The organism is Cellulomonas uda, assembly GCF_006538705.1.
Lineage (GTDB): Bacteria > Actinomycetota > Actinomycetes > Actinomycetales > Cellulomonadaceae > Cellulomonas > Cellulomonas uda.
The window spans coordinates 1-25,788 of record NZ_BJLP01000031.1 but is presented as its reverse complement, the minus strand read 5'-3'; the positions used below and the strand labels follow the sequence as shown (position 1 = coordinate 25,788).

At 75.0% G+C, this 25,788-nt stretch carries 19 protein-coding genes and 1 pseudogene; 10 read left to right on the top strand and 10 right to left on the bottom strand.

The features are described from left to right. Positions 1–60: 60 nt before the first annotated feature. Positions 61–990 (bottom strand): DsbA family protein, encoded by a 930-nt coding sequence (locus CUD01_RS10075; RefSeq protein WP_141320778.1) that lies wholly within the window; start codon positions 988–990, stop codon positions 61–63. Positions 991–1,114: 124 nt separating this feature from the next. Then, positions 1,115–3,499 carry a serine/threonine-protein kinase gene (locus CUD01_RS17110; RefSeq protein WP_243861316.1) on the bottom strand — a complete coding sequence of 795 codons (2,385 nt, stop codon included), beginning with the start codon at positions 3,497–3,499 and terminating at the stop codon, positions 1,115–1,117. Positions 3,500–3,639: 140 nt separating this feature from the next. Between CUD01_RS17110 and CUD01_RS10065 the strand changes: the two genes are divergently transcribed. The 6 genes from CUD01_RS10065 (at position 3,640) to CUD01_RS10040 (ending at position 12,697) form a co-directional block, all read left to right on the top strand. Further along, on the top strand, positions 3,640–5,262 hold the full coding sequence (locus CUD01_RS10065; RefSeq protein ID WP_141320776.1) for an HNH endonuclease signature motif containing protein: 1,623 nt from the start codon (positions 3,640–3,642) through the stop codon (positions 5,260–5,262). Positions 5,263–5,426: 164 nt separating this feature from the next. Further along, positions 5,427–6,866, top strand: coding sequence for an alpha,alpha-trehalose-phosphate synthase (UDP-forming) (locus CUD01_RS10060; RefSeq protein WP_141320774.1), 1,440 nt, complete (start codon positions 5,427–5,429; stop codon positions 6,864–6,866). After that, entirely contained in the window at positions 6,859–7,845 is a 987-nt protein-coding gene (gene otsB, locus CUD01_RS10055) for a trehalose-phosphatase (protein ID WP_279589776.1), read from the top strand. The genes CUD01_RS10060 and otsB overlap by 8 nt, the downstream gene beginning before the upstream one ends. 403 nt (positions 7,846–8,248) lie before the next feature. Next, positions 8,249–9,910 (top strand): outer membrane protein assembly factor BamB family protein, encoded by a 1,662-nt coding sequence (locus CUD01_RS10050; RefSeq protein ID WP_243861337.1) that lies wholly within the window; start codon positions 8,249–8,251, stop codon positions 9,908–9,910. 167 nt (positions 9,911–10,077) lie between these two features. After that, positions 10,078–11,205, top strand: coding sequence for an ABC transporter ATP-binding protein (locus CUD01_RS10045; protein WP_141320771.1), 1,128 nt, complete (start codon positions 10,078–10,080; stop codon positions 11,203–11,205). 202 nt (positions 11,206–11,407) lie between these two features. Beyond that, on the top strand, positions 11,408–12,697 hold the full coding sequence (locus CUD01_RS10040) for a DUF4032 domain-containing protein (protein ID WP_141320769.1): 1,290 nt from the start codon (positions 11,408–11,410) through the stop codon (positions 12,695–12,697). A 51-nt stretch (positions 12,698–12,748) separates the two neighbouring features. Here CUD01_RS10040 and rlmB read toward each other — a convergent pair whose 3' ends face one another. From rlmB to CUD01_RS10020, 4 genes are read right to left on the bottom strand one after another with little or no spacing between them, the layout of a single operon-like run. Continuing rightward, entirely contained in the window at positions 12,749–13,744 is a 996-nt protein-coding gene (rlmB, locus tag CUD01_RS10035) for a 23S rRNA (guanosine(2251)-2'-O)-methyltransferase RlmB (protein WP_141320767.1), read from the bottom strand. After that, positions 13,744–15,177: a cysteine--tRNA ligase gene (gene cysS / locus CUD01_RS10030; protein WP_094181805.1), complete on the bottom strand. Its 1,434-nt coding sequence runs from the start codon at positions 15,175–15,177 to the stop codon at positions 13,744–13,746. The genes rlmB and cysS overlap by 1 nt, the downstream gene beginning before the upstream one ends. Positions 15,178–15,202: 25 nt before the next feature. Then, complete coding sequence (locus CUD01_RS10025) at positions 15,203–16,381, bottom strand: alanine racemase (protein ID WP_141320765.1); 1,179 nt, start codon at positions 16,379–16,381, stop codon at positions 15,203–15,205. Beyond that, entirely contained in the window at positions 16,368–18,305 is a 1,938-nt protein-coding gene (locus CUD01_RS10020; RefSeq protein ID WP_371860781.1) for an MFS transporter, read from the bottom strand. The genes CUD01_RS10025 and CUD01_RS10020 overlap by 14 nt, the downstream gene beginning before the upstream one ends. Positions 18,306–18,436: 131 nt before the next feature. On the opposite strand from CUD01_RS10020, the gene CUD01_RS10010 reads away from it, so the two are divergent. Both CUD01_RS10010 and CUD01_RS10005 read left to right on the top strand, forming a co-directional pair. Then, the gene (locus CUD01_RS10010) at positions 18,437–19,759 is read left to right on the top strand and encodes a D-arabinono-1,4-lactone oxidase (protein WP_141320761.1); all 1,323 of its coding nucleotides are present in this window, start codon (positions 18,437–18,439) and stop codon (positions 19,757–19,759) included. 95 nt (positions 19,760–19,854) lie between these two features. After that, positions 19,855–20,874: an NADP-dependent oxidoreductase gene (locus CUD01_RS10005; protein WP_141320759.1), complete on the top strand. Its 1,020-nt coding sequence runs from the start codon at positions 19,855–19,857 to the stop codon at positions 20,872–20,874. A gap of 35 nt (positions 20,875–20,909) precedes the next feature. Here the strand turns inward: CUD01_RS10005 and CUD01_RS10000 are convergent, their stop codons facing one another. Next, positions 20,910–21,815 carry a LysR family transcriptional regulator gene (locus CUD01_RS10000; protein WP_141320757.1) on the bottom strand — a complete coding sequence of 302 codons (906 nt, stop codon included), beginning with the start codon at positions 21,813–21,815 and terminating at the stop codon, positions 20,910–20,912. 72 nt (positions 21,816–21,887) lie between these two features. Here CUD01_RS10000 and CUD01_RS09995 point away from each other — a divergent pair, with 72 nt between their 5' ends. Then, on the top strand, positions 21,888–22,928 hold the full coding sequence (locus tag CUD01_RS09995; RefSeq protein WP_424945248.1) for an EamA family transporter: 1,041 nt from the start codon (positions 21,888–21,890) through the stop codon (positions 22,926–22,928). On the opposite strand, the pseudogene CUD01_RS09990 reads toward CUD01_RS09995, so the two are convergent. From CUD01_RS09990 to CUD01_RS09980, 3 genes and pseudogenes are all read right to left on the bottom strand, one after another. Beyond that, a pseudogene (locus CUD01_RS09990) lies at positions 22,868–23,311 on the bottom strand (2-C-methyl-D-erythritol 2,4-cyclodiphosphate synthase); the annotation flags it as partial. The gene CUD01_RS09995 and the pseudogene CUD01_RS09990 sit on opposite strands and share 61 nt — an antisense overlap. Next, complete coding sequence (gene ispD / locus CUD01_RS09985; RefSeq protein WP_141320818.1) at positions 23,308–24,090, bottom strand: 2-C-methyl-D-erythritol 4-phosphate cytidylyltransferase; 783 nt, start codon at positions 24,088–24,090, stop codon at positions 23,308–23,310. The pseudogene CUD01_RS09990 and the gene ispD, both read right to left, overlap by 4 nt. Before the next feature lie 96 nt (positions 24,091–24,186). Next, complete coding sequence (locus tag CUD01_RS09980; RefSeq protein ID WP_048341557.1) at positions 24,187–24,669, bottom strand: CarD family transcriptional regulator; 483 nt, start codon at positions 24,667–24,669, stop codon at positions 24,187–24,189. 447 nt (positions 24,670–25,116) lie between these two features. On the opposite strand from CUD01_RS09980, the gene CUD01_RS09975 reads away from it, so the two are divergent. Beyond that, a complete protein-coding gene (locus CUD01_RS09975) occupies positions 25,117–25,686 on the top strand; it encodes a hypothetical protein (RefSeq protein ID WP_174773862.1) in 570 nt (189 codons plus the stop codon). Positions 25,687–25,788: the final 102 nt, after the last annotated feature.

Genomic DNA, 25,788 nt, shown 5'->3' with positions numbered 1-25,788 from the left:
CCGACGACGACGGGCCCGGCCCCCGCTCCTGCGAGCGGTGGCCGGGCCCGTCGGTCGACGTCAGCCCTTCGCGGCCAGCGCGGACTCGACAGCGGCACGCAGCGGACCCTGCTGGTACAGGGCCCCCTTGTCCTCGCCCTCGCCCGGCCACTCCTGGCCGTCGATCAGGACGGTCGGGGTACCGACCCCACCGCGGTCGATCGCCATCTGCTGGGTCGCGGCCGTGACCCACGGCGCGAACGTGCGCCACGTGCCGGTCTTCTCCTCGGCGTCCTTGCCGACCTCGAACGTGCCGTCCACCGTGTCCGTGAACGTGTCCGCGACATCCTGCGGGACGCCGACCCCGACCGCGATCTCCGCGATCTTGTCGTCCGTCAGACCCGTCGTGCCCTCCTTGGGCTCGCTCTCGTACATCGCGGTGATGAAGTCCTGGACGTGCTCCGGGGACTTGTCGGCGACGACCGCGAGCGCGTTCGCCGCACGCGTCGAGAACGAGGTGCCCTTCGACTGACCGTCGAGGAACGACACCGGCCGGTAGTCGACCGTCACGCCGTCGGACGCGGCGAGCTCCTCGAGGTCCGCCGCGTTCGCGGCGTCGAACATGCCGCAGTAGGGGCACATGAAGTCGAAGTACACAGTCACGACGACGTCGTCCGCGCCCTGCTCACCCACGCCGGCCGCGCTGATGGGGATGCCGCCCTTGTCGTTCGCGGTCGACGGCGCCGTCACGTCCGCGAGCTTCGGCGCGACCACCTGCGACTCGCTGCCGCCGTAGACCACGTCGCTGTACTTCGCCTCGGTATCCGCTTTGTTCTTGATCGTGACGCCCACGAACACGCCCACCGCAGCGATCACGACGACGAGCAGGCTCGCCGTCAGGATCTTCGTGCGCCGCGCGCGGCGCTCCTGCTCTTGACGCATCTGCAGGGCCTTGGCGCGAGCCTCGTCGCGGCGCTGCGCCTTGGTCGGCCTGGGGTCGTTCGTGGGCACGGGATCTCCTCGGTCGGTGGGCGACACGGCACAGGGTACGGGTCGAACCCGTGCGTCGGCACGGACCTGTCGGCCCGACCCCGAACTGGCACGGTTCAGCGCCTTGCCGCACACCCGCCGCAGGTCACGGGACCGTGGGCGTCGGCGCAGGCGACCACACGGTCCCCGCACCGTTCGACACCAGCGACGCCACGACGACCGCCGCGAGCACGCACGCGACCACGAGCACCGCCGCACCCAGACGCCCCGGCGCGACGACCGCGAGCACGCGTCGCGCACCCGTGCGCGTCATCCGCGACAGCGGCCCCCACCACGCGACCACCAGCCACAGCAGCACCGCCGACGCCACGACGAGCGCCGCCGTCCCCCCGTCCACCGGGTCACCCGAGCGCAGGTCCCCGATCGTCCACGTCCCGTTGTCGACGAGCCACGCCACCACCCCGCCCACCAGCACCGTCACGCACGACGCGACGACGAGCGACGGCACGAGCGCCACCACCGCCCGCACCAGGTACCACGGCGTCGCCACGACCGTGCGCGGCACGTCGGAGGCGCGCACCCCCCGCTGCTCACGCCGCCCGTACATCGCCTCGACGGCCGTCCCGGCCGTCCGCACCAGCACCAGCAGCACGACGAGCACGCCCACCGTCACCACCGGCGCGAGCGCACCCAGCGCCCCCACCAGCGCCGCGAGCGCCAGCAGCGACCCCCAGCGCCGGCGGGCCGGCGGGCGCACGTAACCCGAGCCGTCCGGGACCACCTCCGAGGCGTCCAGGTCGTCCTCGATCCAGTCGACGCCCTCCTGCGCCTCCGGGTCCGCCTCCCCGTCTCGCGAGTGCCACACCTGGGGCCCGCCACGGTCGAACGCGTCGTCCGCCAGGTGCTGGCCGTACCGCGGGTCGAGCGCCAGGTCGTCCAGCTCGTCCAGGTCCGGGTTCTCGAACACCGTCGCGTCGCGCCCCGAGCCGTCCCGCACGGAGCGGTCGAGCGTGTTCCCGGACGTCGCGCCGGCGCGGTCGTCGGCCGCTGGGCCGGCGGATGTCGCCGAGGGGCCCGCCGGCAGGACGGTCGTCGGGTCGCCGGCCGGCAGGACGCGCGTGTGGCCGTCCTGCACCGGGAGGCTGCGCGTGTCGATCACGACCGTGCCCGGCTCCTTGCCGGGGTTCGCGGGGCCCGCGTCCGCGAGCGCCGTGGCGGTCAGGGCGACGGTGCTCGTGGCATCGCGCTCGTCGTCGTCCGACGAGCCGTCGTCCGACGAATCGTCGTCCTCGTCCTCGCCTTCCTCGTCTTCCTCATCCTCGTCGGTGTCGTCGTCCGCGTCGTCCGCGACTGCGTCGTCGTCCGACTCCTCGTCGGCCGGGTCGGCCTCGTTCGCGGCGGACGCCTCCGGCGGGGGTTGGTCGTCGCGGCCCTCGTCGTCGGGGTGGGTGTCGTCGGAGTCGGCGGGGACGTCGTCGTCGGAGTCTGCGCGGACGTCGTCGTCGGCGTCGGACCCGTCGGGGGCGGACTCGTCAGGGGCGGACTCGTCGGAGGCGGACTCGTCGGAGGCGGACTCGTCGGAGGCGTCGTCGTCGTCCTCGTCGTCCGCACGAGCGCCCGCGCCGGTCGAGGCGAGCGCGACGGTCGCGGCGACGGCGGCGGGCACGGCGGCGTCCGCCACGACCGCCCCGCCGGGGCCCGTCTCGACGGGGTCGCCGTCGACCGCGGCCACCGCGAGCGCGGCCACCAGGTCGTCGGCGTCGAGCCGCGCGGCGGGGTCGGGGTCGAGCGCGCGGCGCAGCGCGTCACTGGTCAACGGCCCCAGGCCGGTGAGGTCCGCGTCCCCCGCCCGGGCACGCGCCAGGACGGTCTGCAATGGGCGCGTCCCGAACGGCGGCCGGCCGGTCGCGGCGAACGCGAGGACCGCCGCGAGACCCCACAGGTCAGTCTCGGGCGAGGGCTCGGCGCCGTCGAGCAGCTCGGGCGCGAGGTAGCCCGGGGTGCCGACGACGAGGCCCGCCGTGGTCACCTGGGCCGAGCGGTCGCCCGCGGCCTGCGCGATCCCGAAGTCGATCAGCACGGGACCGTCCTCGCCGACGACGACGTTCGTGGGCTTGAGGTCGCGGTGCACGACGCCCGCGGTGTGCACCGCGGTGAGGGCGTCGGTGAGGTCGCGCGCGAGGTCGCGCAGGTCGTCGGGACCGAACGGCCCGTGCTCGCGGACGTGGTCCTCGAGGTTCGCGCCGGCGACGAGCTCGGTGACGATGAACGCCTCCGTGGAGTCCGCCTCGGCGTCGAGGACGGACGCGACGGACCGGTGCCGCAGCCGCTGGAGCGCGAGGACCTCGCGGCGCAGGCGGTCGCGGCCCTGCGCGTCGGCGCCGATCTGCGGGTGGAGGAGCTTGAGCGCGACCGCCGTGCCACCGTCGTCGACCGCCCGGTAGACCGTGCCCATGCCCCCGGAGCCGAGGGGGGCGACGACCGTGTAGCCGCCGATCTGCGCCCCCGGCGCGAGGCCGATCCGTTCCATGCCAGGTCACGCTAGGCGGCTGCGGGCGTGCGTGCGAACAGGCGCGCTGGTCCTGGACGGGCGGTGCGCGGGGCACGACCGGTGCCCGAGGTGTGGACAGGCGGTGGTGCGGTTCGTCCGGGTTGCGTATCATCGAACACATGTTCGAGTCGGAGGCCGTGGCGGTGGGGGGTGCCTTGTCGCGCGCCTCCGCGGCGGCGGACGTGCTCGCATCGCTCGCCCAGGTCGCGGAGCAGCTGCGCGCGGTCGCCGAGCGGTCTCGCGGCTCCCGGGCGTGGGACGGGGCGGCGTGCGCGCGCGTCGTGCGGGCGCTGGACCAGGTGGCGAGCCTCGTCACCGCCGCGCGGGGGCCCGTCCTCCTCGCGCAGCACGCGGCGGCCGCTCGCGCAGGGGCCGAGCGGGCGTTCGTGGACACCCGGGCACGGCTGTCGGGGACGACGAGGTTCGCCGCGGCCCGGGAGGTCGCCGCGGCCCACGCGATGGACCGGCTGCCGCTCGTCGGCGTGGCGGTGGCCGAGCACGCCGTGCCCTGCGGGCACCTCGACGTGCTCGGCCAGGCGCTCGCAGGTGCGAGTGACCAGGTCGCGCGCGTGCTCGCCGACGAGCGGACGCAGGAGCAGCTCGTCGAGCTCGCGCAGCAGACCGACGCACGGCAGTTCTCCCGGCACGTCGCGGCGCTGGTCGCGGAGCACGACCCGGACCGGGCGGAGGACGAGCGAGAGGACGCACGCCGCGCGCGGCACCTCACGCTGAGCCACGGTCCACGCGGGACCGCGCTCAAGGGGCTCCTCGACCCGCTCGCGGGTCAGGTGCTCGCCCGCGCGCTCGACGCGACGGGCCACCGCGAGGACGACGACCGCACACGCGACCAGGCGCGCGCCGACGCCCTGACGGCCCTGGCCCAGCACGCGCTGGCGGGTGGGCTCGGGGCCCGTGCATCCGGGACCGGTGGGTTCCATGCCGGTGAGCACCGCGCGCAGCCGGCACCCGACGCCGACGTGTCCGGCCGCGCCGGCGGGGAAGACGACCGCCCGGCGGCGGCGGTCGCTCCCGACGGCGCCGTGAGCGCGCCCGCCGCGCAGGTGAGCCTGCTCGTACCGGCCGAGACGTGGCACGCGGTGCGTGAGCACCAGGCACGCCGTCGTACCGGTGCGGGGCGTGGCGCCGGTGCGGGGCATGGCGTGGGTGCGGCCGGGCCGCCCGATGACGCGGCGGAGACCCTCGGGGGTGAGCATCAGCGGGTGGCGCCCGCGGTGAGCGACGACGGGACGGTCCTGACGCGCACCGAGCTCGCGGCCGCGTTGTGCGACTGCGCGATGACGCGCGTCGTCATGGACGCGGGCGGTCTGCCGCTCGACGTCGGGCGCACGCGGCGCATGTTCACGCCCGCGCAGCGGCTCGCCGTGGTCGCACGCGACCGGCAGTGCGCGTGGAACGGCTGCTCGGTCGCCGCTCGGTACTGCCACGTGCACCACGTCCGCTGGTGGCACCGGGACGGCGGGCGATCCGACCTGGACAACGCCGTGCTGCTCTGCTCGCACCACCACCACCTGGTGCATGCGCTCGACCTCGACGTCGAACGGGTGGCTCCCCCACCTCGCGCGACGGACCACCGGGCACCTGCCCACGCAGAGCTGCCGGGGAGCACCGGGGAGTCCGCTCCGGAGCCCGGCCCCGGGTTGGCGAGTCTCGGCGTGCGCTACGTGTTCCGGGGGCGCCGGGGCACGGTCCACAACGGTCCGAGCCGCGAGCCGCCCGGTTGACCGGCCAGGCGACCGGCGGTCCGAGCCGCGTCACCTGCGGTTGGAGTGCGCGTCGAGGGCGGTTCGCCCCGGGCGGCTCGGCCTGCGTGTGACGTGCGTCGTTCGGCAGGCGGGGTCGCGGGGGCACCGACTAGGGTCAAGATTCAGTCAACCCAGGAGATGCAGTGTCTGCTGTGCCTAAAGATGGCTACGACCTCGTGGTCGTCGCGAATCGGTTGCCCGTCGACGTGTCGCTCGGCGAGGACGGCGAGCCCACCTGGACCCGGTCCCCGGGAGGGCTGGTGACGGCCCTCGCACCGGTCATGGCCCAGGCGGACGGCGCGTGGGTCGGCTGGGGCGGGTCGCCCGACCTCACGCTGGACCCGTTCGAGGTCGACGGCACCCAGCTCGTGCCCGTGACGCTCTCGGCTGACGACGTCGAGCGGTACTACGAGGGCTTCTCGAACGACACGCTCTGGCCGCTGTACCACGACGTCATCGCTCCGCCCGCGTTCCACCGCCAGTGGTGGGAGGCCTACCGGCGCGTGAACCGCCGGTTCGCCGAGGCCGCCGCGGCGCAGGCCGCACGGGGCGCGACGGTCTGGGTGCACGACTACCAGCTCCAGCTCGTCCCCGCGCTGCTGCGCGAGCTCCGCCCGGACCTGCGGATCGGGTACTTCCACCACATCCCCTTCCCCCCGCTCGAGATCTTCGCGCAGCTGCCGTGGCGCAAGGCCGTGGTCGAGGGACTGCTCGGGGCGGACCTCATCGGGTTCCAGCGAGGTGGGGACGCCGCGAACTTCGTGCGCGTGGTCCGCCGCCTGACCGACCTGACCACACGTGGCCAGGTCGTCACGATCACCGACGAGCACGGCCGCACCGAGCGGCACGTGCGCGCCGCGGCGTTCCCGATCTCGATCGACTCCGCCGCGTTCGACGCGCTCGCCCGCACCGACGCCGTGCAGGAACGTGCCGTCGAGATCCGCCACGAGCTCGGCAACCCCACGATCCTGCTGCTCGGGGTCGACCGCCTCGACTACACCAAGGGCATCCGGCACCGCATCAAGGCGTACGGCGAGCTGCTCCAGGACGGCCGCCTGTCACCCAGCGAGACGACGCTGGTGCAGGTCGCCTCACCGAGCCGGGAGAACGTCGGCGCCTACGCGCAGCTGCGTGACGAGGTGGAGCTGCTCGTCGGCCGGATCAACGGCGACTTCGGCCAGGTGGGGCACGCACCCGTGCAGTACCTGCACCAGTCGTTCCCCATGGAGGAGATGGCCGCGCTGTACCTCGCCGCGGACGTCATGCTCGTGACGGCGCTGCGCGACGGGATGAACCTGGTCGCCAAGGAGTATGCGGCCGCACGGTCCGACGACCGCGGCGCGCTGGTCCTCGGCGAGTTCACCGGTGCGGCCGACGAGCTCGCGGGCGCGATCCTGGTGAACCCGCACGACATCGACGGGATGAAGGACGCGATCACGTACGCCGCGCACCTCGACCCGCGCGAGGCCCGCAAGCGCATGCGCCGGCTGCGGCGGCGCGTGCTCGGCCACGACGTCAACGCCTGGTCTCGCGAGTTCCTCGCGGTGCTCACCGCCGTCCCCCAGCGAGACAGCCATGTCTGACGCCAGCACGGGCGCGTCGACCGGCCGGCCCGACCCCGCGGTGCCGACCCCCGCACCGCCCGACATGGAGCCGACGACGGCTGCCCCCGCACAGCCCGACCAGGGGCCGACCACGCCTACCCCCGCACCGCACGACCGCCCGGCAGCGCCGTCTCCCGCACCGCACGACCGCCCGGCAGCGCCGTCTCCTGCGCCACGTGACCGTGGGGCGGTCGTCGACGCGCTCGTGGCGCTGGCGGACGACGCCAAGGCCCGGCCGCTGCTCGTCGCGCTCGACTTCGACGGCACGCTGGCCCCGTTGCAGGACGACCCGTCGCTGTCTCGGGTGCTGCCGGAGGGCGTCGAGCCGCTGCGGCGCATCGCCGAGGCGGACGACGTCGCGCTCGCGCTCGTGTCCGGGCGCGCGCTGCACGACCTGCACGCACTGGCCGAGGTCCCGGTGGGCACGTACCTGATCGGCTCGCACGGTGCCGAGCGGGCGCGCGTGACGCGGCACGGCCTCGACCGGGACGTGGTCCGGCTCACCGACGAGCAGGCCGACCGGCTCGCCGCGCTCGGCGCGCAGGCGTCGGCCATCGCGCGCGGACGCGACGGGATCTGGGTCGAGACCAAGCCCACCGCCGTCGTCCTGCACACCCGGCTCGCGGAGCGCGCCGACGCGGCCGCGGCGCACGAGCAGGCGCTCGCGCTGGGCGCCGAGCTCGGCTCGGGCGTCCTGAGCGGTAAGGACGTCGTCGAGATCTCCGTGCTGCACGCCAGCAAGGGCGAGGCCCTCGGCGCGCTGCGTGACGAGCTCGGCGCACGCGTCGTGGTCTACGCGGGCGACGACGTCACCGACGAGCACGCGTTCGAGGCCCTCGGCGAGCACGACGTCACGGTCAAGGTCGGTCCTGGCGACACCGCCGCCAGGCTGCGCGTGGCCGACCCGCACGAGATGACGCACGCACTGGCCGCGCTCGCCGACGCCCTGCCCGGCTGACCCGCACGAGATGACGCTCGCCCTAGCCGCCCTCGACGACACCCTGCCCGGCTGACCCGCACAGCGCACCGCACATCTGAGCCACCCCGCCGCCCGCTGGACCCGCCGTCCGCTGGACCCGCCGTCCGCTGGACCCGCCGTCCGCTGGACCGCCGGACCCCAGCTGACGCCCTCGCCTCGGACCCGTGCGGCCGTCCCGCGTGCACCCGCCGGGCGGTGGAGCGCGGGCTGAGGCACCAGGGCGATGGCGGGGCGGTTCGGCCGGGCGCGGCCAGGGGGTGTGGTTGGCTGGGCATCGACCGCGCACGTGCGGTCGGTCGCGGGTCGGTCGCGGGTCGGACGGTGTCGTCGGTCCCGGGCGGACCGCGGCAGGCACCCCGGCCGAGGAGGCGCCGTGGCCCCGATGCGGCCCGTCGAGCTCGAGGACGACGACCCGGGCCCGCGCGACGCCGCGCCGCCCGCCGGGCGGTCGTCGAGCCAGCGCGCCGCGGCCCAGCCCGGTGACGCCGGACGCCGGGGGTGGGGCGTCCGGCGCGGCAGGCGCGGCCGGGGAGAGCGGACGACCGTCGTCGAGCTGGACGACGACCCCGCCACCGCGCACACGGCGGACGTCGACCCGGCGGACATCGACGCGACGGACATCGACGCGGCGGACGCCGATGGCGCGGGCCAGGGACGAGACCAGGGACCGGGTCGTCGGCACCGGGGGCGCTGGTTCGTCGTCGGGGGCGCGGCGGTGCTCGTCGTCGGCGCGGTCGTCGCGCAGCACGTGCTCGACGAGCGTCGCGAGGCGCGCGCGACGCGGTTCGACGACGTGCCGGGCGTGCTGCTCCCGCTCGACGGCCCGCCGCGCATGCGCGACGACGTGCGGTTCGAGGCCCTGTACGCCCCGGTCCAGGTGGGCGGCGTCCTGCTCGTGCACCGCGCGGTCCCCGACAGCCGCACGACCGCACGCGTCGAGGCGCTCGACCGCGCGACGGGCGACATCGTGTGGCGCCGGGACCTCGCGGTGCCGCCGGCGCTCGAGACCCTTGTGCGCGAGGACCTCGAGCCGCTCGACGTGACGTGCCGGCCGCTGGGGACGCAGGCCGCGGCGTGCGTGGTGACCACCGGCACGGTGTTCGCGGGCTCCGGGGTCGACGACCTGCTCGTCGTGCTCGACGCGACGGACGGGACCGTGCTCGAGCAGCGCGACCTCGGCGCGGCGGGCTGGACGACGTCGGGGACGTCGATCGTCACGGCGGACCCGGGCCGTGACCCGCTGCGCCCCGAGCGCGAGCTCTGGACGGTCCAGTCGCGGGTCGGCACGGGGCCGCGGGCGGGGACGCTCGAGTGGACGTGGACCGCCGACGAGCCCCTCGACCGGGACGCGCCCACATACACCACTGGCCAGGCGATCGACGTGCTGGGCGACCGCATCCTGCTGACCCCGCTCGACGCCCCGTGGTGGCTGCTCGACACGAGCGGCGCGCTCGTCGCGCAGGGCGAGCTCGCCGAGGGCGAGTTCGCGGCGCTCGCACGCGGTGGCGTCGTCATGGTGAGCCCCGTGCTCGGCAGCGACCTGAACGACGGCGCGCTCGTCGTCGGCGACCGGCGCGTCGAGGCGGGCTGGGTCACGCGGGCGTCGGTGGACGACGGCACGGCACCCGACGTGACGTTCACGGTGCGGCAGGACGGCGCGGCCGTCTCGGTGCACGCGTGGGACGCCGCCACGGGCGACGCGCTGTGGGACCGCACGGTCCTCAGCCCCGACCCGCTCGTGCTCGACGGGCGGGTGTACCTGCTCGGTGCCGGGGGCACGGTCGCCGCCGTCGACGCGCGCACGGGTGAGGAGGTCTGGTCCGCATCCGCCGGGGACTTCGCGTCGTGGCTCGCGACGGACGGCCGCCGGGTGCTGGCGCTCGGCACGTCGGACCGCGTGCGAGCCCTGGACCTGGACAGCGGCGCGCGGGTCTGGGAGGGCACGGTGCCCGGGGCGGAGTACGGCCTGTGGCCGACCGGCGGAGTGCTCGCCGCCCCCGAGAGCGGCCTCGAGCGCCCGGCGCTCGTCGTAGCACGCCCCTGACGGTGCGGACCAGGGACCTCCGGATGACGGAGGTCACACCGGCGTGTGGCAGGATGTGCGAAGGCCGGTGCGGGTCCTTCCGCGTCGGCCGTGTCAGTGAAGACACTGAACACCCTCCACGACGGATCGTCCGGCACGTACCTGCCGGTGAAGGGATTGGTAGCACCATGGCTACGGTCACGTTCGACCACGCAACCCGGGTGTACCCCGGCACGGAGCGTCCCGCGGTGGACGCCCTCGACCTCCACATCGAGGACGGCGAGTTCCTCGTCCTCGTCGGCCCCTCGGGCTGCGGCAAGTCGACCTCGCTGCGCATGCTGGCGGGCCTCGAGGACGTCAACGCGGGCCGCATCCTCATCGGCGACCGCGACGTCACGGACGTCCAGCCGAAGGACCGCGACATCGCGATGGTCTTCCAGAACTACGCGCTGTACCCGCACATGACGGTCGCCGACAACATGGGCTTCGCGCTCAAGATCGCCGGCACGCCGAAGGCGGAGATCCGCCAGCGCGTCGAGGAGGCCGCCCAGATCCTCGACCTCACCGAGTACCTCGACCGCAAGCCGAAGGCCCTCTCGGGTGGTCAGCGTCAGCGTGTCGCCATGGGTCGCGCGATCGTGCGTCAGCCCCAGGTGTTCCTCATGGACGAGCCGCTGTCGAACCTCGACGCGAAGCTCCGCGTGCAGACGCGTACGCAGATCGCGTCGCTGCAGCGCCGCCTCGGCGTCACCACGGTCTACGTCACGCACGACCAGACCGAGGCCCTCACCATGGGTGACCGCATCGCGGTGCTCAAGGACGGCATCCTGCAGCAGGTCGGCACGCCGCGCGAGATGTACGACACGCCGGCCAACGTCTTCGTCGCCGGCTTCATCGGCTCGCCGGCCATGAACATCGGCACGTTCCCGGTGCTCGACGGCCACGCGTCGCTCGGCCGCTCGCGCGTGCCGCTGTCGCGTGAGGTCATCTCGCAGCTCACCGAGGACGACAAGAACCACGTCACGCTGGGCTTCCGCCCCGAGTCGGTCGACGTCGTGCCCGCCGGCACGCCGGACGCCGTCCCGGTCATCGTGAACATCGTCGAGGAGCTCGGCTCTGACGCGTTCGTCTACGGCTCGCTCACCAACGAGTTCGGCCAGACCAACACGGTCCACTCGGGCGCCGGCGACGCGCAGGTCATCGTGCGCGTCGACCCGCGTCAGGTCCCGGCCAAGGGCGAGACGGTCGCGATCCGCATCCGCGCGGGCGAGCAGCACCTGTTCCACGCGGGCTCGGGCGAGCGCATCGACGCCTGACCTTCGCACGCACCTCGGGAGGGGCGGTCGTGGCCTTCGGGCCCGGCCGCCCCTCCTGCCTGTGCGGACCGCCTGACCTGCATCCTCCCCCCGCCCGCCGCCCGGTCCGCGCGAGACCGGTCGGGGATCTTCACGCCCTCCCCGCGTTCGTTGTGGGGTTCCGACGATCGCGCCGTCGGGCCCCGCTGGCAGGATGGAGCCCATGAGCACCACGCCGCAGCGCCTGCAGATCACGGCGGCCAACCCCGACCCGGCGCTGCTCGACCTGCCCTGGCACATCCCGCTCGAGGGGTGGCCCGCCGAGACGCTCGCGGCGCTCCCCCGCGGCATCTCGCGCCACATCGTGCGGTTCGCACGCCTGTCGGGCCGGGTCATCGCCATCAAGGAGATCGGCGAGACGGTCGCGTACCGGGAGTACGAGCTGCTGCGGCAGCTGCGTCGGCTGGATGTCCCGTCGGTCGAGCCGGTCGGCGTGATCACGGGACGCCGCTCACCGGAGGGCGAGCCGCTCGAGGCGGTGCTCATCACGCAGCACCTGCAGTTCTCCCTGCCGTACCGCTCGCTGTTCAGCCAGTCGCTGCGGCCGGACACCGCGACCCGGCTGATCGACGCGCTCGCCGTGCTCCTCGTGCGGCTGCACCTCGCGGGCTTCTACTGGGGCGACGTGTCGCTGTCGAACACGCTGTTCCGCCGGGACGCGGAGACGTTCGCGGCGTACCTCGTGGACGCGGAGACGGGCGATCTGCACGAGCGCCTCACGGAGGGCCAGCGCGGGTACGACCTCGAGGTCGCGCGCGTGAACATCATCGGCGAGCTCATGGACCTGCAGGCGGGCGAGTTCCTCGACGAGGACGTGGACGCGGTCGCGATCGGCGACGCGCTCGCGGTGCGGTACCGGGACCTGTGGACGGCGCTCACGGAGGTCGAGTCGTTCAGCTACGGCGAGCGGTGGCGCGTGCAGGCACGCATCGACCGGCTCAACGACCTGGGCTTCGACGTGGGCGAGCTGGACATCACCACGGACGTGGACGGCACCACGGTGCGCATCCAGCCGAAGGTCGTGGAGTCGGGGCACTACTCGCGCCGGCTCATGCGGCTCACGGGGCTGGACGTGCAGGAGAACCAGGCGCGCCGCCTGCTGAACGACCTCGACGAGTACCGCGCGGCCACCGACCGTCAGATGGAGGACGAGGCGTTCGTCGCGCACGACTGGTTGACGGAGATCTTCGAGCCCGCGGTGCGCATGGTGCCCAAGGAGATGCGCGGCAAGCTCGAGCCCGCGCAGGTGTTCCACGAGCTGCTCGACCACCGCTGGTTCCTGTCGCAGCAGCAGCACCGTGACGTGCCGCTGCAGGAGGTCGCGCGCAGCTACGTGAAGAACATCCTGCCGAACCGGCCCGACGAGCAGTCGATCCTCGGCGTGCAGCCCGGCGACCTGCGGGACCAGACGGAGTCGATCCCGACGATCGACGGCGAGACGCTCATCGGCTGACCGGCGGCGCCCCGAGGCCTCGACCCCGGGGTGAGTGGACGGCTGCGGCGCTCAGGCGCGCTGCCGTGCCACCTCGTACAGCGCGATGCCGGCCGCGACACCCGCGTTGAGCGACTCGACGTCCGAGGTGATGGGGATGGACGCGATCGCGTCGCACTGCTCGCGCACGAGCCGGGACAGCCCCTTGCCCTCGGAGCCGACGACGAGCACGAGCGGGTCACCGGCGTAGGGCAGGTCGGCGACCGCGACGTCCCCGCCGCCGTCGAGCCCGACGACGAACACACCGGACTTCTTCCACTCCTGCAGGGTCCGCGCGAGGTTGGTGACCCGGGCGACGGGCACCCGCGCCGCGGCACCGGCGGACACCTTCCACGCGGAGGCGGTGACGCCGGCGGCTCGCCGCTCGGGCACGATCACGCCGTGCGCCCCGAACGCGCCCGCGGAGCGGAGCACCGCGCCGAGGTTGCGGGGGTCGGTCACGCCGTCGAGCGCGACGGCGAGCACGGGCGCACCCGTGGCCGCGGCGATGTCGAGCAGGTCCTCGTCGTCCCGGTACGGGTACGGCGGGACCTGGATCGCGACGCCCTGGTGCACGGCGCCGTCGGTGAGGCGGTCGAGCTCGAGGCGCGAGACCTCGAGCAGCGGGTAGCCCGCGTCGGCGACGATCGAGATGATCTCGCGCGTGCGGTCGTCGGCCTCGAGCCGCGCCGCGAGGTAGACGGTGGTGACGGGCACGCCGGTGCGCAGCGCCTCGAGCACGGAGTTGCGGCCGGCGACGATCTCGTGGGTCGACGACTTGCGTCCGCCCTTGCCGCCCGCGGCGGACCGCGACGCGGCGGCGGACGGCCGCCCGGACGTGCCGCGCGCGCCTGCGGGGCGCTCGGCGGCGATCTTGCGCTTGTGCGCCACGTGGTAGACGCGGTCCTCGGCCTTGGGGGTCGGGCCCTTGCCCTCGAGCGCCTTGCGGCTGTGCCCGCCGGTCCCGACCGACGAGCCCTTCTTGCCGCCCTTGCGCGTCGCGCCGCGACGCGAGGAGTTGCCGGCCATCAGTCCTCCGATCGGGGTGCGAGCGTCCACCGGGCGCCCGCGGGTGAGTCCTCGACGACGACGCCGGCGGCGGTGAGCCGGTCCCGGATCGCGTCGGCGGTGGCGAAGTCGCGTGCGGCGCGCGCCGCGGCGCGGGCCTCGAGCTGCGCCTCGACGAGCTCGTCGAGCGCGTGCGCGTACCGCTCGTCGGCGCCGTGGGAGCGCCACTGCGGCGAGCCGGGGTCGAGGCCCAGCACGTCGAGCATGGAGCGCACGGTGACCATCGCGTCGCGGGTGGCGAGCGAGTCGCCCGCGGCGAGCGCGGTGTTGCCCGTGCGCACGGTCTCGTGGACGACCGCGAGCGCGGCCGGCACGTTGAGGTCGTCGTCCATCGCGGCGACGAACTCGTCGGGCAGGGTCGCGGACGCGACCTCGTCGGCGGACGCGGCGCCCGTGCGCTCGGCGGCCCGCTCGACGAACCCGGCCACGCGGTCCCAGGTGGCCTCCGCCTCGCGCAGCGTGTCGTCGGTCCACTCGAGCATCGAGCGGTACTGCACGGTGGTGAGCGCCCAGCGCAGGACGACGGGCCGCACGGTCTGCAGCACGAGGTCGACGAGCAGCCCGTTGCCGAGCGACTTGCTCATCTTGGCGCCGCCCTGCGTGACCCAGCCGTTGTGCAGCCAGTAACGCGCGAAGCCCTGACCGGCCGCGCGGGACTGCGCGAGCTCGTTCTCGTGGTGCGGGAAGCGCAGGTCGAGGCCGCCGCCGTGGATGTCGAACTCCGACCCGAGGTAGCGCGCCGCCATCGCGGAGCACTCGAGGTGCCAGCCCGGGCGGCCGCGCCCGAACGGCGTGTCCCACGACGCGGTCTCGGGCTCACCGGGCTTGGGGGCCTTCCACAGCGCGAAGTCGTGCGGGTCGCGCTTCGCCCCGCCCGTGGGGGCGTCGTCGGGTGCGGGCACCATGTCGTCGACCGGCTGGTGCGTCAGCGCGCCGTACTCGGGGAACGACCGGACGTCGAAGTACACGTCGCCGGGTGCGGCCTGGTAGGCGTGCCCCTTCTCGACGAGCGTGCTCATGAGCTCGACCATCGCGGGCACGTGCCCGGTCGCGCGGGGCTCGTACGTGGGGGGCAGGACACCCAGCGCGTCGTACGCGGCGGTGAACGCGCGCTCGTTCGTCATCGCCCACGCCCACCACGCGACGCCGGCGTCCGCGGACTTCGCGAGGATCTTGTCGTCGACGTCCGTCACGTTGCGCACGAGCGTGACGCGCTGGCCCTGGCGGCGCAGCCAGCGCACGAGCACGTCGAACGCGACGCCCGAGCGGACGTGCCCGACGTGGGGCGGCGCCTGGACGGTCGCCCCGCACAGGTAGATGCCGACCTCGCCCGTGACCCGGGGGACGAAGTCGCGCACCGTGCGGGTGGCGGTGTCGTACAGGCGAAGGCTCACGTCGGCAAGGCTACCGGCCCGCTCGTCAGCCGAACGTCCGGCCCTCACCGCGGTACGTGGGCACGGTGCGCTCGACGGCCTCGCCGCGCACGAGGTGCACCCGGTCGAACCGCTCCATCACCTCGCCGGACTTCGCGTGCCGGAACCACACGCGGTCCCCGATGCGCAGGTCGGCGCGTGCGGGCACGCGCAGCGGGGTCTGGACCTCGCCCGCACCCTCGCGCGGCGTGAGCGCGAGCCCCGCGGGCCACACGGGCCGCGGCTGGCGGGACGCGGTCGGCGGACCGGACGCGACGTACCCGCCGCCGAACGTCGTCGCGAACCCCGGCGCCGGGACACGGACGACGTCGAGGCCGAAGAACGCGGCGGGCCGCGGCTCGAACGAGCGGTAGTGGTCGAACAGCGTGGGCACGAACAGCCCCGACCCGGCCGTGACCTCGGTGACGGTCGGGTCCGACACGGACGTCTCGACCGAGCCCGAGCCGCCCGAGTTCACGAGCTCCAGCCGCTCGCCGGTGACCTGCGAGACCGCGTCGACGACGAGCCCGCGCCGCCGTGCGAGGTCGCGCACCGACAGGCGCTTGACCGCGCGGACCGCGGCGCTCGAGTCGGGCATGCCCGCGACCTGCGCCTCGTAGAACATGACGCCGCGCACGCTCAGGCCGTCGCGCTGCACCACGGCGTGCGCGAGCGCGGCGGCGTCGTCGGGCGTGTGCACGGGCGAGCGCCGCACACCGAGGTGCGCGCGCAGCCGCCCGAGCCCGACGCGCAGCGACGCGTCGACGTCGAGGCACACGCGCAGCGCCGAGCCGTGCGCGGCGGCCGCCTTCGCGGCGAGGTCGGCCTGCGCGACGTCGTCGACCATGAGCGTGACGGCCGCCGCGGCCACGGGGTCGGCGGCGAGCTCGTCGAGCCCGCCCGTGTCGACGCTCGGGTACCCGACGAGCACGTCGGTCACGCCCTCGCGCGCGAGCCACACCGCCTCGCGGACCGAGTACGCCATGACGCCCGCGAAGCCGGGGCGCGCGAGGACGGCGTCGAGCACGGCGCGCACGCGCACCGACTTCGACGCGACGCGCACGGGTGTGCCCGCCGCGCGGGCGACGAGGTCGCTCGCGTTGGCCTCGAGCGCGTCGAGGTCGACCACCGCCAGAGGCGCGGGCAGGTGGCCCGTGGCGGCGTCGAGCCGGTCACCGAGCGTCATGCGACGTCTCCTCGCTGGTGGGTGCGTGGACGCCCTGGTCCTGCCGGGTCGGCGTCGGTGCCGGTGCAGGTGCCGGTGCCGGTGCCGGTGAAGGTGAAGGTGAAGGTGCCGGTGCAGGCGCAGGTGTCGGCACGGCGGCGCGGCGGGCGGCCTCGTGCGCCGGCGAGTCGAACCTGCCGGACAGCGCGACGATCACGAGCGACACCGCGACCGGCACCAGGAACGCGTATCGGAACGTGCTGGTCGAGCCGATCGCGCCGACGAGCACCGCGCCGAGCAGCGTCCCCACGTAGTTGAAGACGTTGAGCCGCGCGACGACGGCGTCGGCGTGCTCGGGTGCGAGCTCGCCCGCGGCGGCGAACGCGAGGGGCGCGACGAGGCCGAGCCCGGCACCCGCCACGGCGAACCCGACGATCGCGACGAGGGCACCGGGCGCGATGACGACGAGCAGCAGCCCGACCGCGGCGACCGACCCGGCGACGCGCACGACGCGCACGCGCCCCCAACGCCGCACGGCGCCGTCGCCGACGACGCGGGAGCCGAGCGTCGTCGCGAGGTACGCGCCGAGCGCGAGCGGACCGAGCCAGTCCGCCGCACGGAGCGTGTCGCGCACGTAGAGGCTGCCCCACGTCTGCGCGGCGTTGTCGGCCACGTAGAACGCGACGAGCGCGACGCCGAGCAGCGTGATCGCACGCCACGGGACGGGGGTCGAGCCGACGAGCCGGACGTGGTCGGAGTCGGCGGGGTCCACCGCGTCGTGCACGCGCAGCCCGTCGCGGCGCACGAGCGCGGCGGCGGCGAGCCCGACGAGCAGGCCGGGCAGGAACACGAGCATCACGGGGTCGACGGACCAGCGCCCGACGGTCGCGGAGCACACGAGGGTCGCGATGATCGCTCCGACGGACCAGGACGCGTAGAAGCTCGACAGGAGCGGGCGGCCGTAGGCGCGCTGGATGGCGACGGCCTGCATGTTGGTGCCCGCGTCGACCATGCCCAGCGCGAGGCCGTACAGCGCGAACGCGGGCACGGCGAACGCATAGCTGGGTGCGACGGCGACGAGCGTGACGGTCAGCCCGATGCCGGCCAGACCGGCCGCGAGCGCGACGCGGCTGCCGGAGCGCCGGCTCACGTAGTCCGCGATGCCCGTGCCGATCGCGGCGGCGACGAGCACGCCGAGCACCGCGGCGGTGATCTGGTCGTCGCCGATGCCGTAGCGGTCCTTCACGTCGGGCAGGCTCGCGAGGATCGTGACGAGCACGTACCCCTGGGCACCGAACGCGACGGACCCGGCGACGCGGGACCGCGTGAGCGCCCCGGTCACTCCTCGACGCCCGCCGGCTCGAGCGGCTCGGCCTGCGTCGCGAGGAACGTGCCGAACCCCGCGATGGTCTGCCGCGCGATCTCGTCGTCGCCGTCGACGAGCCATGCGAGCGACAGCCCGTCGACGACCGCGACCGTCGCGCGGCACCGGGACGACCCACCGGACGCGTGAGATGCGTGCGATCTCCTCGAGCACGGCCTCGGCCGCCGACCACTGCCCGCGGTACTGCTCCATCGCGACCTCGCGCAGCTCGGGGTGGCGCAGGGACGACGTCGTGAGCTCGTACGAGAGCAGCTGCGGGCCGCGGGACGCGGTGATCTGCGTCCACAGCGCGGTGACCACCGCCTCGATGACGGCCTCGGTGGGCGAGCCCTCGGGGACGTCGGACAGGTCGGCCTGCGCGTTCTGCTCGGTGATCGCGTGCGCCATCGCACGCATCAGCTCGGACTTGTCCTGGAAGCAGTAGTGCACGACCCCGAGCGAGACGCCGGCCTCCGCGGCGACCGCCCGAACGGTCGCTGCCTCGATCCCGTCCCTGCTCGCGACCGTCATCGCGGCCTCGATGAGCTGCTCGCGCCGCTCGGCCACCGGCATGCGGTTCATGTGGTCCCCTCCACTGCACCGGCCAGGGCCCGGGCCCCCGCCCGCGACCGGTGTGCCACCGTGCGACAACGATAGCCAAGCATGGACGTTCCGCTTGACTTGGACAAGTGTTCAGTCCACAGTCGCCAGTGATGGAGACGACGCGCTGGGTCAACTGGGCGCGCACCGCCTCGTCCACGCCCGTGCGCCGCGAGCGCCCGAGCGACGTCGACGAGCTGGCGCGTGCCGTCTCGCGCGCGGTCGACGAGGGCCTCCACGTCCGCGCCGTCGGTGCGGGCCACTCGTTCACGGCCGCGGCGGTGACCGACGGCGTGCTGCTCGACCTCGACGCGCTCGACGCGATCGAGCGCGTCGAGCGCCGCCCGGACGGCTCCGCGCTCGTGACGGTCGGCGCGGGCATCCGGCTCGCGGCGCTCAACGGCGCGCTCGGCGCGCTCGGCCTCGCGATGCGCAACCTCGGGGACATCGACCAGCAATCGATCGCGGGCGCGATCTCCACCGGGACGCACGGCACCGGCGTGCGCCTCGGCGGGCTCGCCACGCAGGTCGTCGGCGCGCGTCTCGTGACCGCCGCGGGCGACGTCGTCGAGACCTCGCCCACGCAGCAGCCCGAGCTGTTCGAGCTCGCCCGCCTCGGTCTCGGGTCGGTCGGCGTGCTCGCCGCGGTCACGCTCGAGGTGGTCCCCGCGTTCCTGCTCGAGGCCGTCGAGGAGCCGTGGGCGCTGGACGACGTGCTCGAGCAGCTCGACGGCCCGGACGGCCTGGTCGAGGGCAACGACCACTTCGAGTTCTACTGGTTCCCGCACACGCGGCGCGCGCTGACCAAGCGCAACAACCGCGTCCAGGACGGGCCGGGCCTCAACCCGGTGCGCCGGTGGGTCGACGACGAGCTGCTGTCGAACTCGGTGTTCGAGGTGACCAACCGCATCGCGACCGCGGTGCCCGCCGCGACGCGCCGCATCAACCAGCTCGCCGCGCGCAGCCTCTCGGCGCGCCGCTACGTGGCGCCCTCGCCCGAGGTCTTCGCGTCGCCGCGTCGCGTGCGGTTCCGGGAGATGGAGTACGCCGTCCCCCGGGCCGCACTGCGTGACGTGCTCGCCGAGATCGACCGCTGGGTCGAGACGTCGGGCGAGCACCTGCCGTTCCCGGGCGAGGTGCGGTTCGCCGCGGCCGACGACGTGTGGCTGTCGACCGCGCACGGGCGCGAGACCGCGTACGTCGCGGTGCACCAGTACTGGCGTCTGCCGTACCAGCGCTACTTCTCGGCGGTCGAGCGGATCATGGCGGAGCACGAGGGGCGCCCGCACTGGGGCAAGCTGCACTGGCTCGACGCGCGGCGCCTGGCCGAGCTGTACCCACGGTTCGCGGACGCGCAGCGCGTGCGTGCCGCCGCCGACCCGGACGGCGTCTTCGACAACGACTACCTCACGCGCGTCTTCGGCCCACGTCCCTGACTCGTGTCACCCGGGCGGGTGGTCGCCCGGTCCTGACCCGTTTCGGTCGTCCCCAGGTCTGGTACCGCTCCGGCGGGTGCGGCACGCTGCCTTCCGTGCACCCGACCACAGTCGTCGCCGCGGTCGCCTACGGCGGCCCCGAGAACCTCCGCCTGATCGACGCGGACGCGGGCGAGCCCGGTCCCGGCGAGGTCCTGCTCGACGTGCGCGCCGCGGCGGTCAACCCGATCGACTGGAAGGTGTACTCGGGCGCCATGGGCGCCGACCCGGCGCGTCTGCCGATGCGGCTCGGTGCCGAGGTCGCGGGCGTGGTCGCGGCCCTCGGCCCCAACGTGCGATGGCTCGCGGTGGGCGACGAGGTCGTGGCGTGGCCCGTGCGCGGCGGGTACGCGCGCCGGCTCGTCGTGCCCGAGCTCGCGACCGTCCGCAAGCCGCGCGCGCTCGGCTGGGCGCCCGCCGCGGCGCTGCTCGTCGCCGGCACCACCGCGGTGCACGCGCTGACCGCTACACGCACGGGCCACGGTGACGTGGTGCTCGTGCACGGCGGCTCGGGATCGGTGGGTCGCATGATCGTGCAGCTCGCCGAGCTGCGCGGGGCGCGCGTCGTCGCGACCGCGTCCCCCGCGAGCCACGACGACCTGCGCGCGCTCGGCGCGGTCCCCGTCGCGTACGGCGGGCCCAGCGGGTCCGGCAGCGAGTCCGACAGCGGGTCCGGCAGCGGGTCCGACGGGGCGCCCGACGGCCGGACGCTCGCGGACCGCGTCCGGGCCGCGGCGCGCGAGCTCGGCTCCCCCGTGACCACCGCGATCGACGCGGTCGGGTCCGACGAGGCACTGGACACCTCGGTCGAGCTCGTCGCGGACCGCACGCGCATCGCGACGATCGCCGGCTTCGCCCGCGCGCGCGAGCTCGGGATCCAGCTCCTCGGGGGCGGGCCCGGGGCCGACCCGGGCACCGAGGTCCGCGAGGCGGCGCCTGCGCAGCTCGTCGAGCTCGCGACCGACGGCACGCTCGACGTGCACGTGACGCGCACCTACCCCTTGGAGGACGTCGCGCAGGCGCACGCCGACTCCCGTGCGGGCCACGCGCGCGGCAAGCTCGTGTTGCTCCCCTGACGCGCGCTCCCGCCCGGACCGCGCGGCGCGGGCCGTCAGGTGGCGGGTGCGGTGAGGCTCGCGGCGAGCGCCTCGAGCTCGCCGAGGACGCGCTGCACGACGAGGCGCTCGGCACGGTCGGGGCGCAGCAGGGCCTCGACGTGGCGGCCCGCGCGGACGCCGGCGAGCGGGACCAGCCGCACGCGCGGGTCGGCGCCGAACGTGTAGCGCGGGAGCAGGGACACGCCGTGCCCCGCCCCGACGAGCGCCGCCACCACGTGGAAGTCGTTGATGCGGTGCCGCACGCGCGGGGTCACGCCCGCTCGTGCCCCGATCGCGTCGAGCACGCGCGCCACGGGGAACCCCTCACGCACGGCGACCCAGTCCTCGTCGGCGAGGTCGCGCGGTTCGAGCGCGGCGCGCCCCGCGAGGGGGTGCGCGGGGGCGAGCGCGACGTCGAGCGGCTCGCGCAGCAGGTGCCGCACGACGACGCCGGGCCCCCAGCCCGGGGAGTCGTCGCCGCGGTGCGCGACCACCACGTCGATCTCGTCGGTGAGCGCGACGAACGCGTCCTGCGCCACGTCGTCGTCCGAGCACTCGACGACGACCCCCGGCAGCGCCGCGGCGCGGGCGAGCAGGCCGGGCAGCAGGAGCTGCGCCCCGCTCGCGAACGCGCTGACGCGGACCGTGCCGCCCGGGTGGGCGCGCAGCCGGTCGACGGCCGCCGCCGCGCGCTCGACCGCGACCGCGACGTCGACCGCCGCATCGGCCAGCGCACGGCCCGCCGCGGTGAGCCGCACGCCCCGACCGGCGCGCTCGGTGAGCGGGACGCCCACGCCGCGCTCGAGGTGGGCGAGCTGCTGGGACACGGCGGACGGCGTGAGGTGCAGCACCCGGGCCGCGGCGGTCACGCCGCCCTGGGTCGCGACCGCGCGCAGCGCCTGCAGTCCCCGCACGTCCATGAAGCGACGCTACATCGTCAGTTCACGACTTTTCGCTTGTCCTGCACGCTCAGCACGCGCACGCTCGTCGTCATGCCCACCCGCGACCGCCTGCTCGCACTGCTCGTCGCCGTGACGTGGGGCCTGAACTTCCCCGCGATCCACCTCACGCTGCAGCAGTTCCCGCCGTTCCTCGCGGTCGCGCTGCGGTTCGCGGTCATCGCCGTGCCCACCCTGCTGCTCGCCCCCCGCCCACGCGTCCCCGTGCGGTGGCTCCTGCTCTACGGCACCGGCTTCGGCGTGCTCCAGTTCGTGTTCCTGTACGCGGCGATGGACGCGGGCATGCCGACCGGGCTCGCGTCGCTCGTGCTGCAGTCGTCCGCCCCGTTCACCGTGGTCCTGGCCGCCGCGCTCCTTCGGGAGCGGGTCACGCCGCGCCAGGCAGTGGGGGTGCTCGTCGCGGTGGTCGGGCTCACGGGCATCGCGCTGCACCGCGCGGGGCTCGAGGGCGGCGCGACGCTCGTGCCGGTGCTGCTCACGCTGTGCGGCGGCCTGGGCTGGGCGCTCGGCAACCTCGGGAACCGGCTCGCGACCCGCGCGGCACCGCGCGAGTCGTTCCGCCTGATGCTCTGGATGTCGGTCGTCCCGCCCGTGCCCATGCTCGCGCTGTCGCTCACGCTCGAGGGGCCGGACCGGATCACCGCGTCGTTCGACGGGCTGACCACGCCCACGGGCCTCGCCGCGCTCGGCGGGCTCGCGTTCACGGTGCTCGTCGCGACCGTCGGCGGGTCGGGTGTGTGGACCGCGCTCATGTCGCGCCACCCCGCCGGCGTCGTCGCACCGTTCTCGATGCTCGTGCCGGTGGTCGGCATCGGCTCGTCGTGGCTCCTGCTGCACGAGGCCACCGCACCGGCCGAGCTCGCGTGGGGCGCCCTCGTCGTCGCGGGCGTGCTGCTGGGCAGCACCGCGCGCCGACGGCCGGCCGGCCCTGAGCCCGCGCGTCAGCCCTGGGGGACGACGAGCGCCGTCGCGATCGCCGCGACACCCTCGCCCCGCCCGGTGAGCCCGAGCCCGTCGGTCGTCGTCGCCGAGACGGTCACGGGCGCGCCCACCGCCATCGACAGGACCGCCTGAGCCTCCGCGCGCCGCGGCCCGAGCTTCGGCCGGTTGCCGATGACCTGCACCGACACGTTGCCGATCAGGAACCCGGCCGCGCGCACCCGGCGCGACGCCTCGGCCAGCAGCGACACCCCCGACGCCCCGGCCCAGCGCGGGTCGGCGGTACCGAAGTTCGAGCCCAGGTCGCCCTGCGCGGCCGCCGAGAACAGCGCGTCCGCCGCCGCGTGCGCGGCCACGTCCGCGTCGGAGTGTCCCGCGAGCGGTCGCTCGCCCGGCCACTCGAGCCCCGCGAGGTGCAGCACCGCACCCGGCGCGGGGTCCTCGTCGTAGGCGTGCACGTCCACACCGATGCCGGTGCGCGGCAGCGGGACCCGGGCCTGCCCGGAGCCTGTCGTCATGCGTCCCCCAACAGCTCGGCGACCCGCAGGTCGCGTGCGGTGGTGATCTTCGCGGCGCGCTCGTCGCCGGGCACGACGACGACCGTCGCGCCCAGCCGCTCGACGAGCCCCGCGTCGTCGGTCGCCGCGAGCGACTCGTCGTGCGCGTGCCGTGCGGCCTCGTCGTGCGCGCGGCGCAGCAGACCCAGCCGGAAGCCCTGCGGCGTCTGCACCGCGCGCAGCTGCGCACGCTCGACGGTGCCGACCACGGGCGCCGCGCCCGCGAGCTCGGCGCCGACGCGCTTGACCGTGTCCGTCACCGGGAGCCCGGGCACCACCGCGTCGTGCCCCGCCTCGACGGCCGCGACGACGCGCGCCACGAGCTCGGGCGGCACGAACGGGCGTGCGGCGTCGTGCACCAGCACCACGTCCGCCGCCTCGTCGTCGTCCGACGACGTTGTGTCCGACGGCCCTGCGCCGGAGGACCCCGCGGGCGGCACGAGCGCCGCGAGGCCGGCCGCGACGGATGCCTGCCGCGTCGCTCCCCCGGCCACGACCCGCACCCGGCCCGGGTCGACCGTGAGCGCGGCCAACGCCGTGCCGAACGCCGCGAGGTGCTCGGGCGGCGCCGTCACGACGACCGTGTCGACGAGCGGGCCCCGCGCGTCCCGGGCGTCGAGCAACCGCCGCGCGGCGTGCACGACGAGCGGCTCGCCGCGCACCGGCACGAGCGCCTTGGGCAGCGCGTGCCCGAGGCGGGATCCGCTCCCGGCAGCCGTGAGCACGGCGACGACGCTCACGCGACCGCCACCCGTCCCCCGCCGCAGCAGCACGTCACGCACCGCAGCACGTCGCGCACCCGCGCGTGACGAACCCCGCCCGGACGCCCGAGGGCGTCAGGAGGCGAGGACCTCGTCGAGGATGGCCTCGGCCTTCTCCTCCTCGGTGTGCTCCGCGAGCGCGAGCTCCGAGACGAGGATCTGGCGGGCCTTGGCCAGCATGCGCTTCTCGCCCGCGGACAGCCCGCGGTCGGCGTCACGGCGCGACAGGTCGCGGACGACCTCCGCGACGCGGATGACGTCACCCGACGCGAGCTTCTCGAGGTTCGCCTTGTACCGGCGCGACCAGTTGGTCGGCTCCTCCGTGTACGGAGCGCGCAGGACCTCGAACACGCGGTCCAGGCCCTCCTGGCCGACGACGTCGCGAACACCCACGAGATCGACGTTCTCGGCAGGGACCTCGATGGTCAGGTCGCCCTGGGCGACCTTGAGCTTGAGGTAGATCTTGTCCTCGCCGCGGATGGTCCGGGTCTTGATCTCTTCGATCAACGCTGCACCGTGGTGCGGGTAGACGACAGTCTCCCCAACCGTGAAAGTCATCTGCAGGTGTCCCCTTTCGCAGGCGACCCATCCTAGCACGGTATATTTCGGCCCCTTTCGGCCCGTGCTGCCGCCGCGACACCCCCAGGACGAGCGTCGTCGCAGGTCAGAGACTTGCAGATCCGCGCGCGCTCGCGCGCGAGGGGCGCCGCGGCATCCCGGACGCGCGCCCAGGTGGGGCGGCCGGGACAGTCCTCCGACGGCCCGGCCGCCTCTCCCGCACACCGAAGGGCCCAGGCACCCCCGCCGTCGACACCTTCGTCCCCGATGGGGTGGCCGGTCTCACGCACGCGCGAGGGCCGAAGGTCCCGCCCGCGCCCGTCCGGACGCCTCCGGGCCGCCGCCGCCCGATAGGCTGGCCCCGCTCCACGACGGTCCCGCGAGCCTCGCGTGGGACGCCCGGACCGCCCGAGCGCCGCACCGGCCGTCCCGTCCGCAGGAGTCATCGTGAGCTCGCACCATTCCCGTCGGTCCCCTCGGTCCCTCCGGCCCCTTCGGTCCCGCCGGGCCCGCGCCGCCGTCGCGGCGACCGGCCTCGCCGCCGCTCTCGTGCTCGCCGGCTGCTCCGCGACGAACCCGATCCAGACGCAGGACCAGTACGACGCCTCCGACGGCGTCTCGGTCCGCCTGGGCGACGTGCGCGCGTCGAACCTGATGATCCTGAGCGCGGCCGAGGGCGAGGAGGGCGTGCTGCTCGGCGCGCTGACCAACACCGGCGCGGACGGGGTCACGGTCACCGTGACGTTCGGCGCCCCCGGCGAGGGAGGCGACGCGGCCCCCGCCGCCGACGCGACGACCGTCGACGTCCCCGCACGCGGCACCGTGCTGCTCACCGGCAGCCTGGGCAGCGACGAGGACGACACGAAGGTCGACGTGCGCGTCTCGCAGACGCCCGCCGCGCCGGGCGGCGTCGCGCTCGTCGGCATCGACGTGGACACGGCCGGCTCGACCGCCGTCCAGGTCCCCGTGCTCGACGGCACGCTGCCCGACTACGCGACGCTCCTGCCGACCCCCTGACGCTGTCCCACTGACGCTGTCCCCCTGACGCCGGCCCGTCCCCCTGACGCCGGGCCGGCTCGTCAGTCGGACTCGTCCGGCCGACGAGCACGTCGGCCGGAC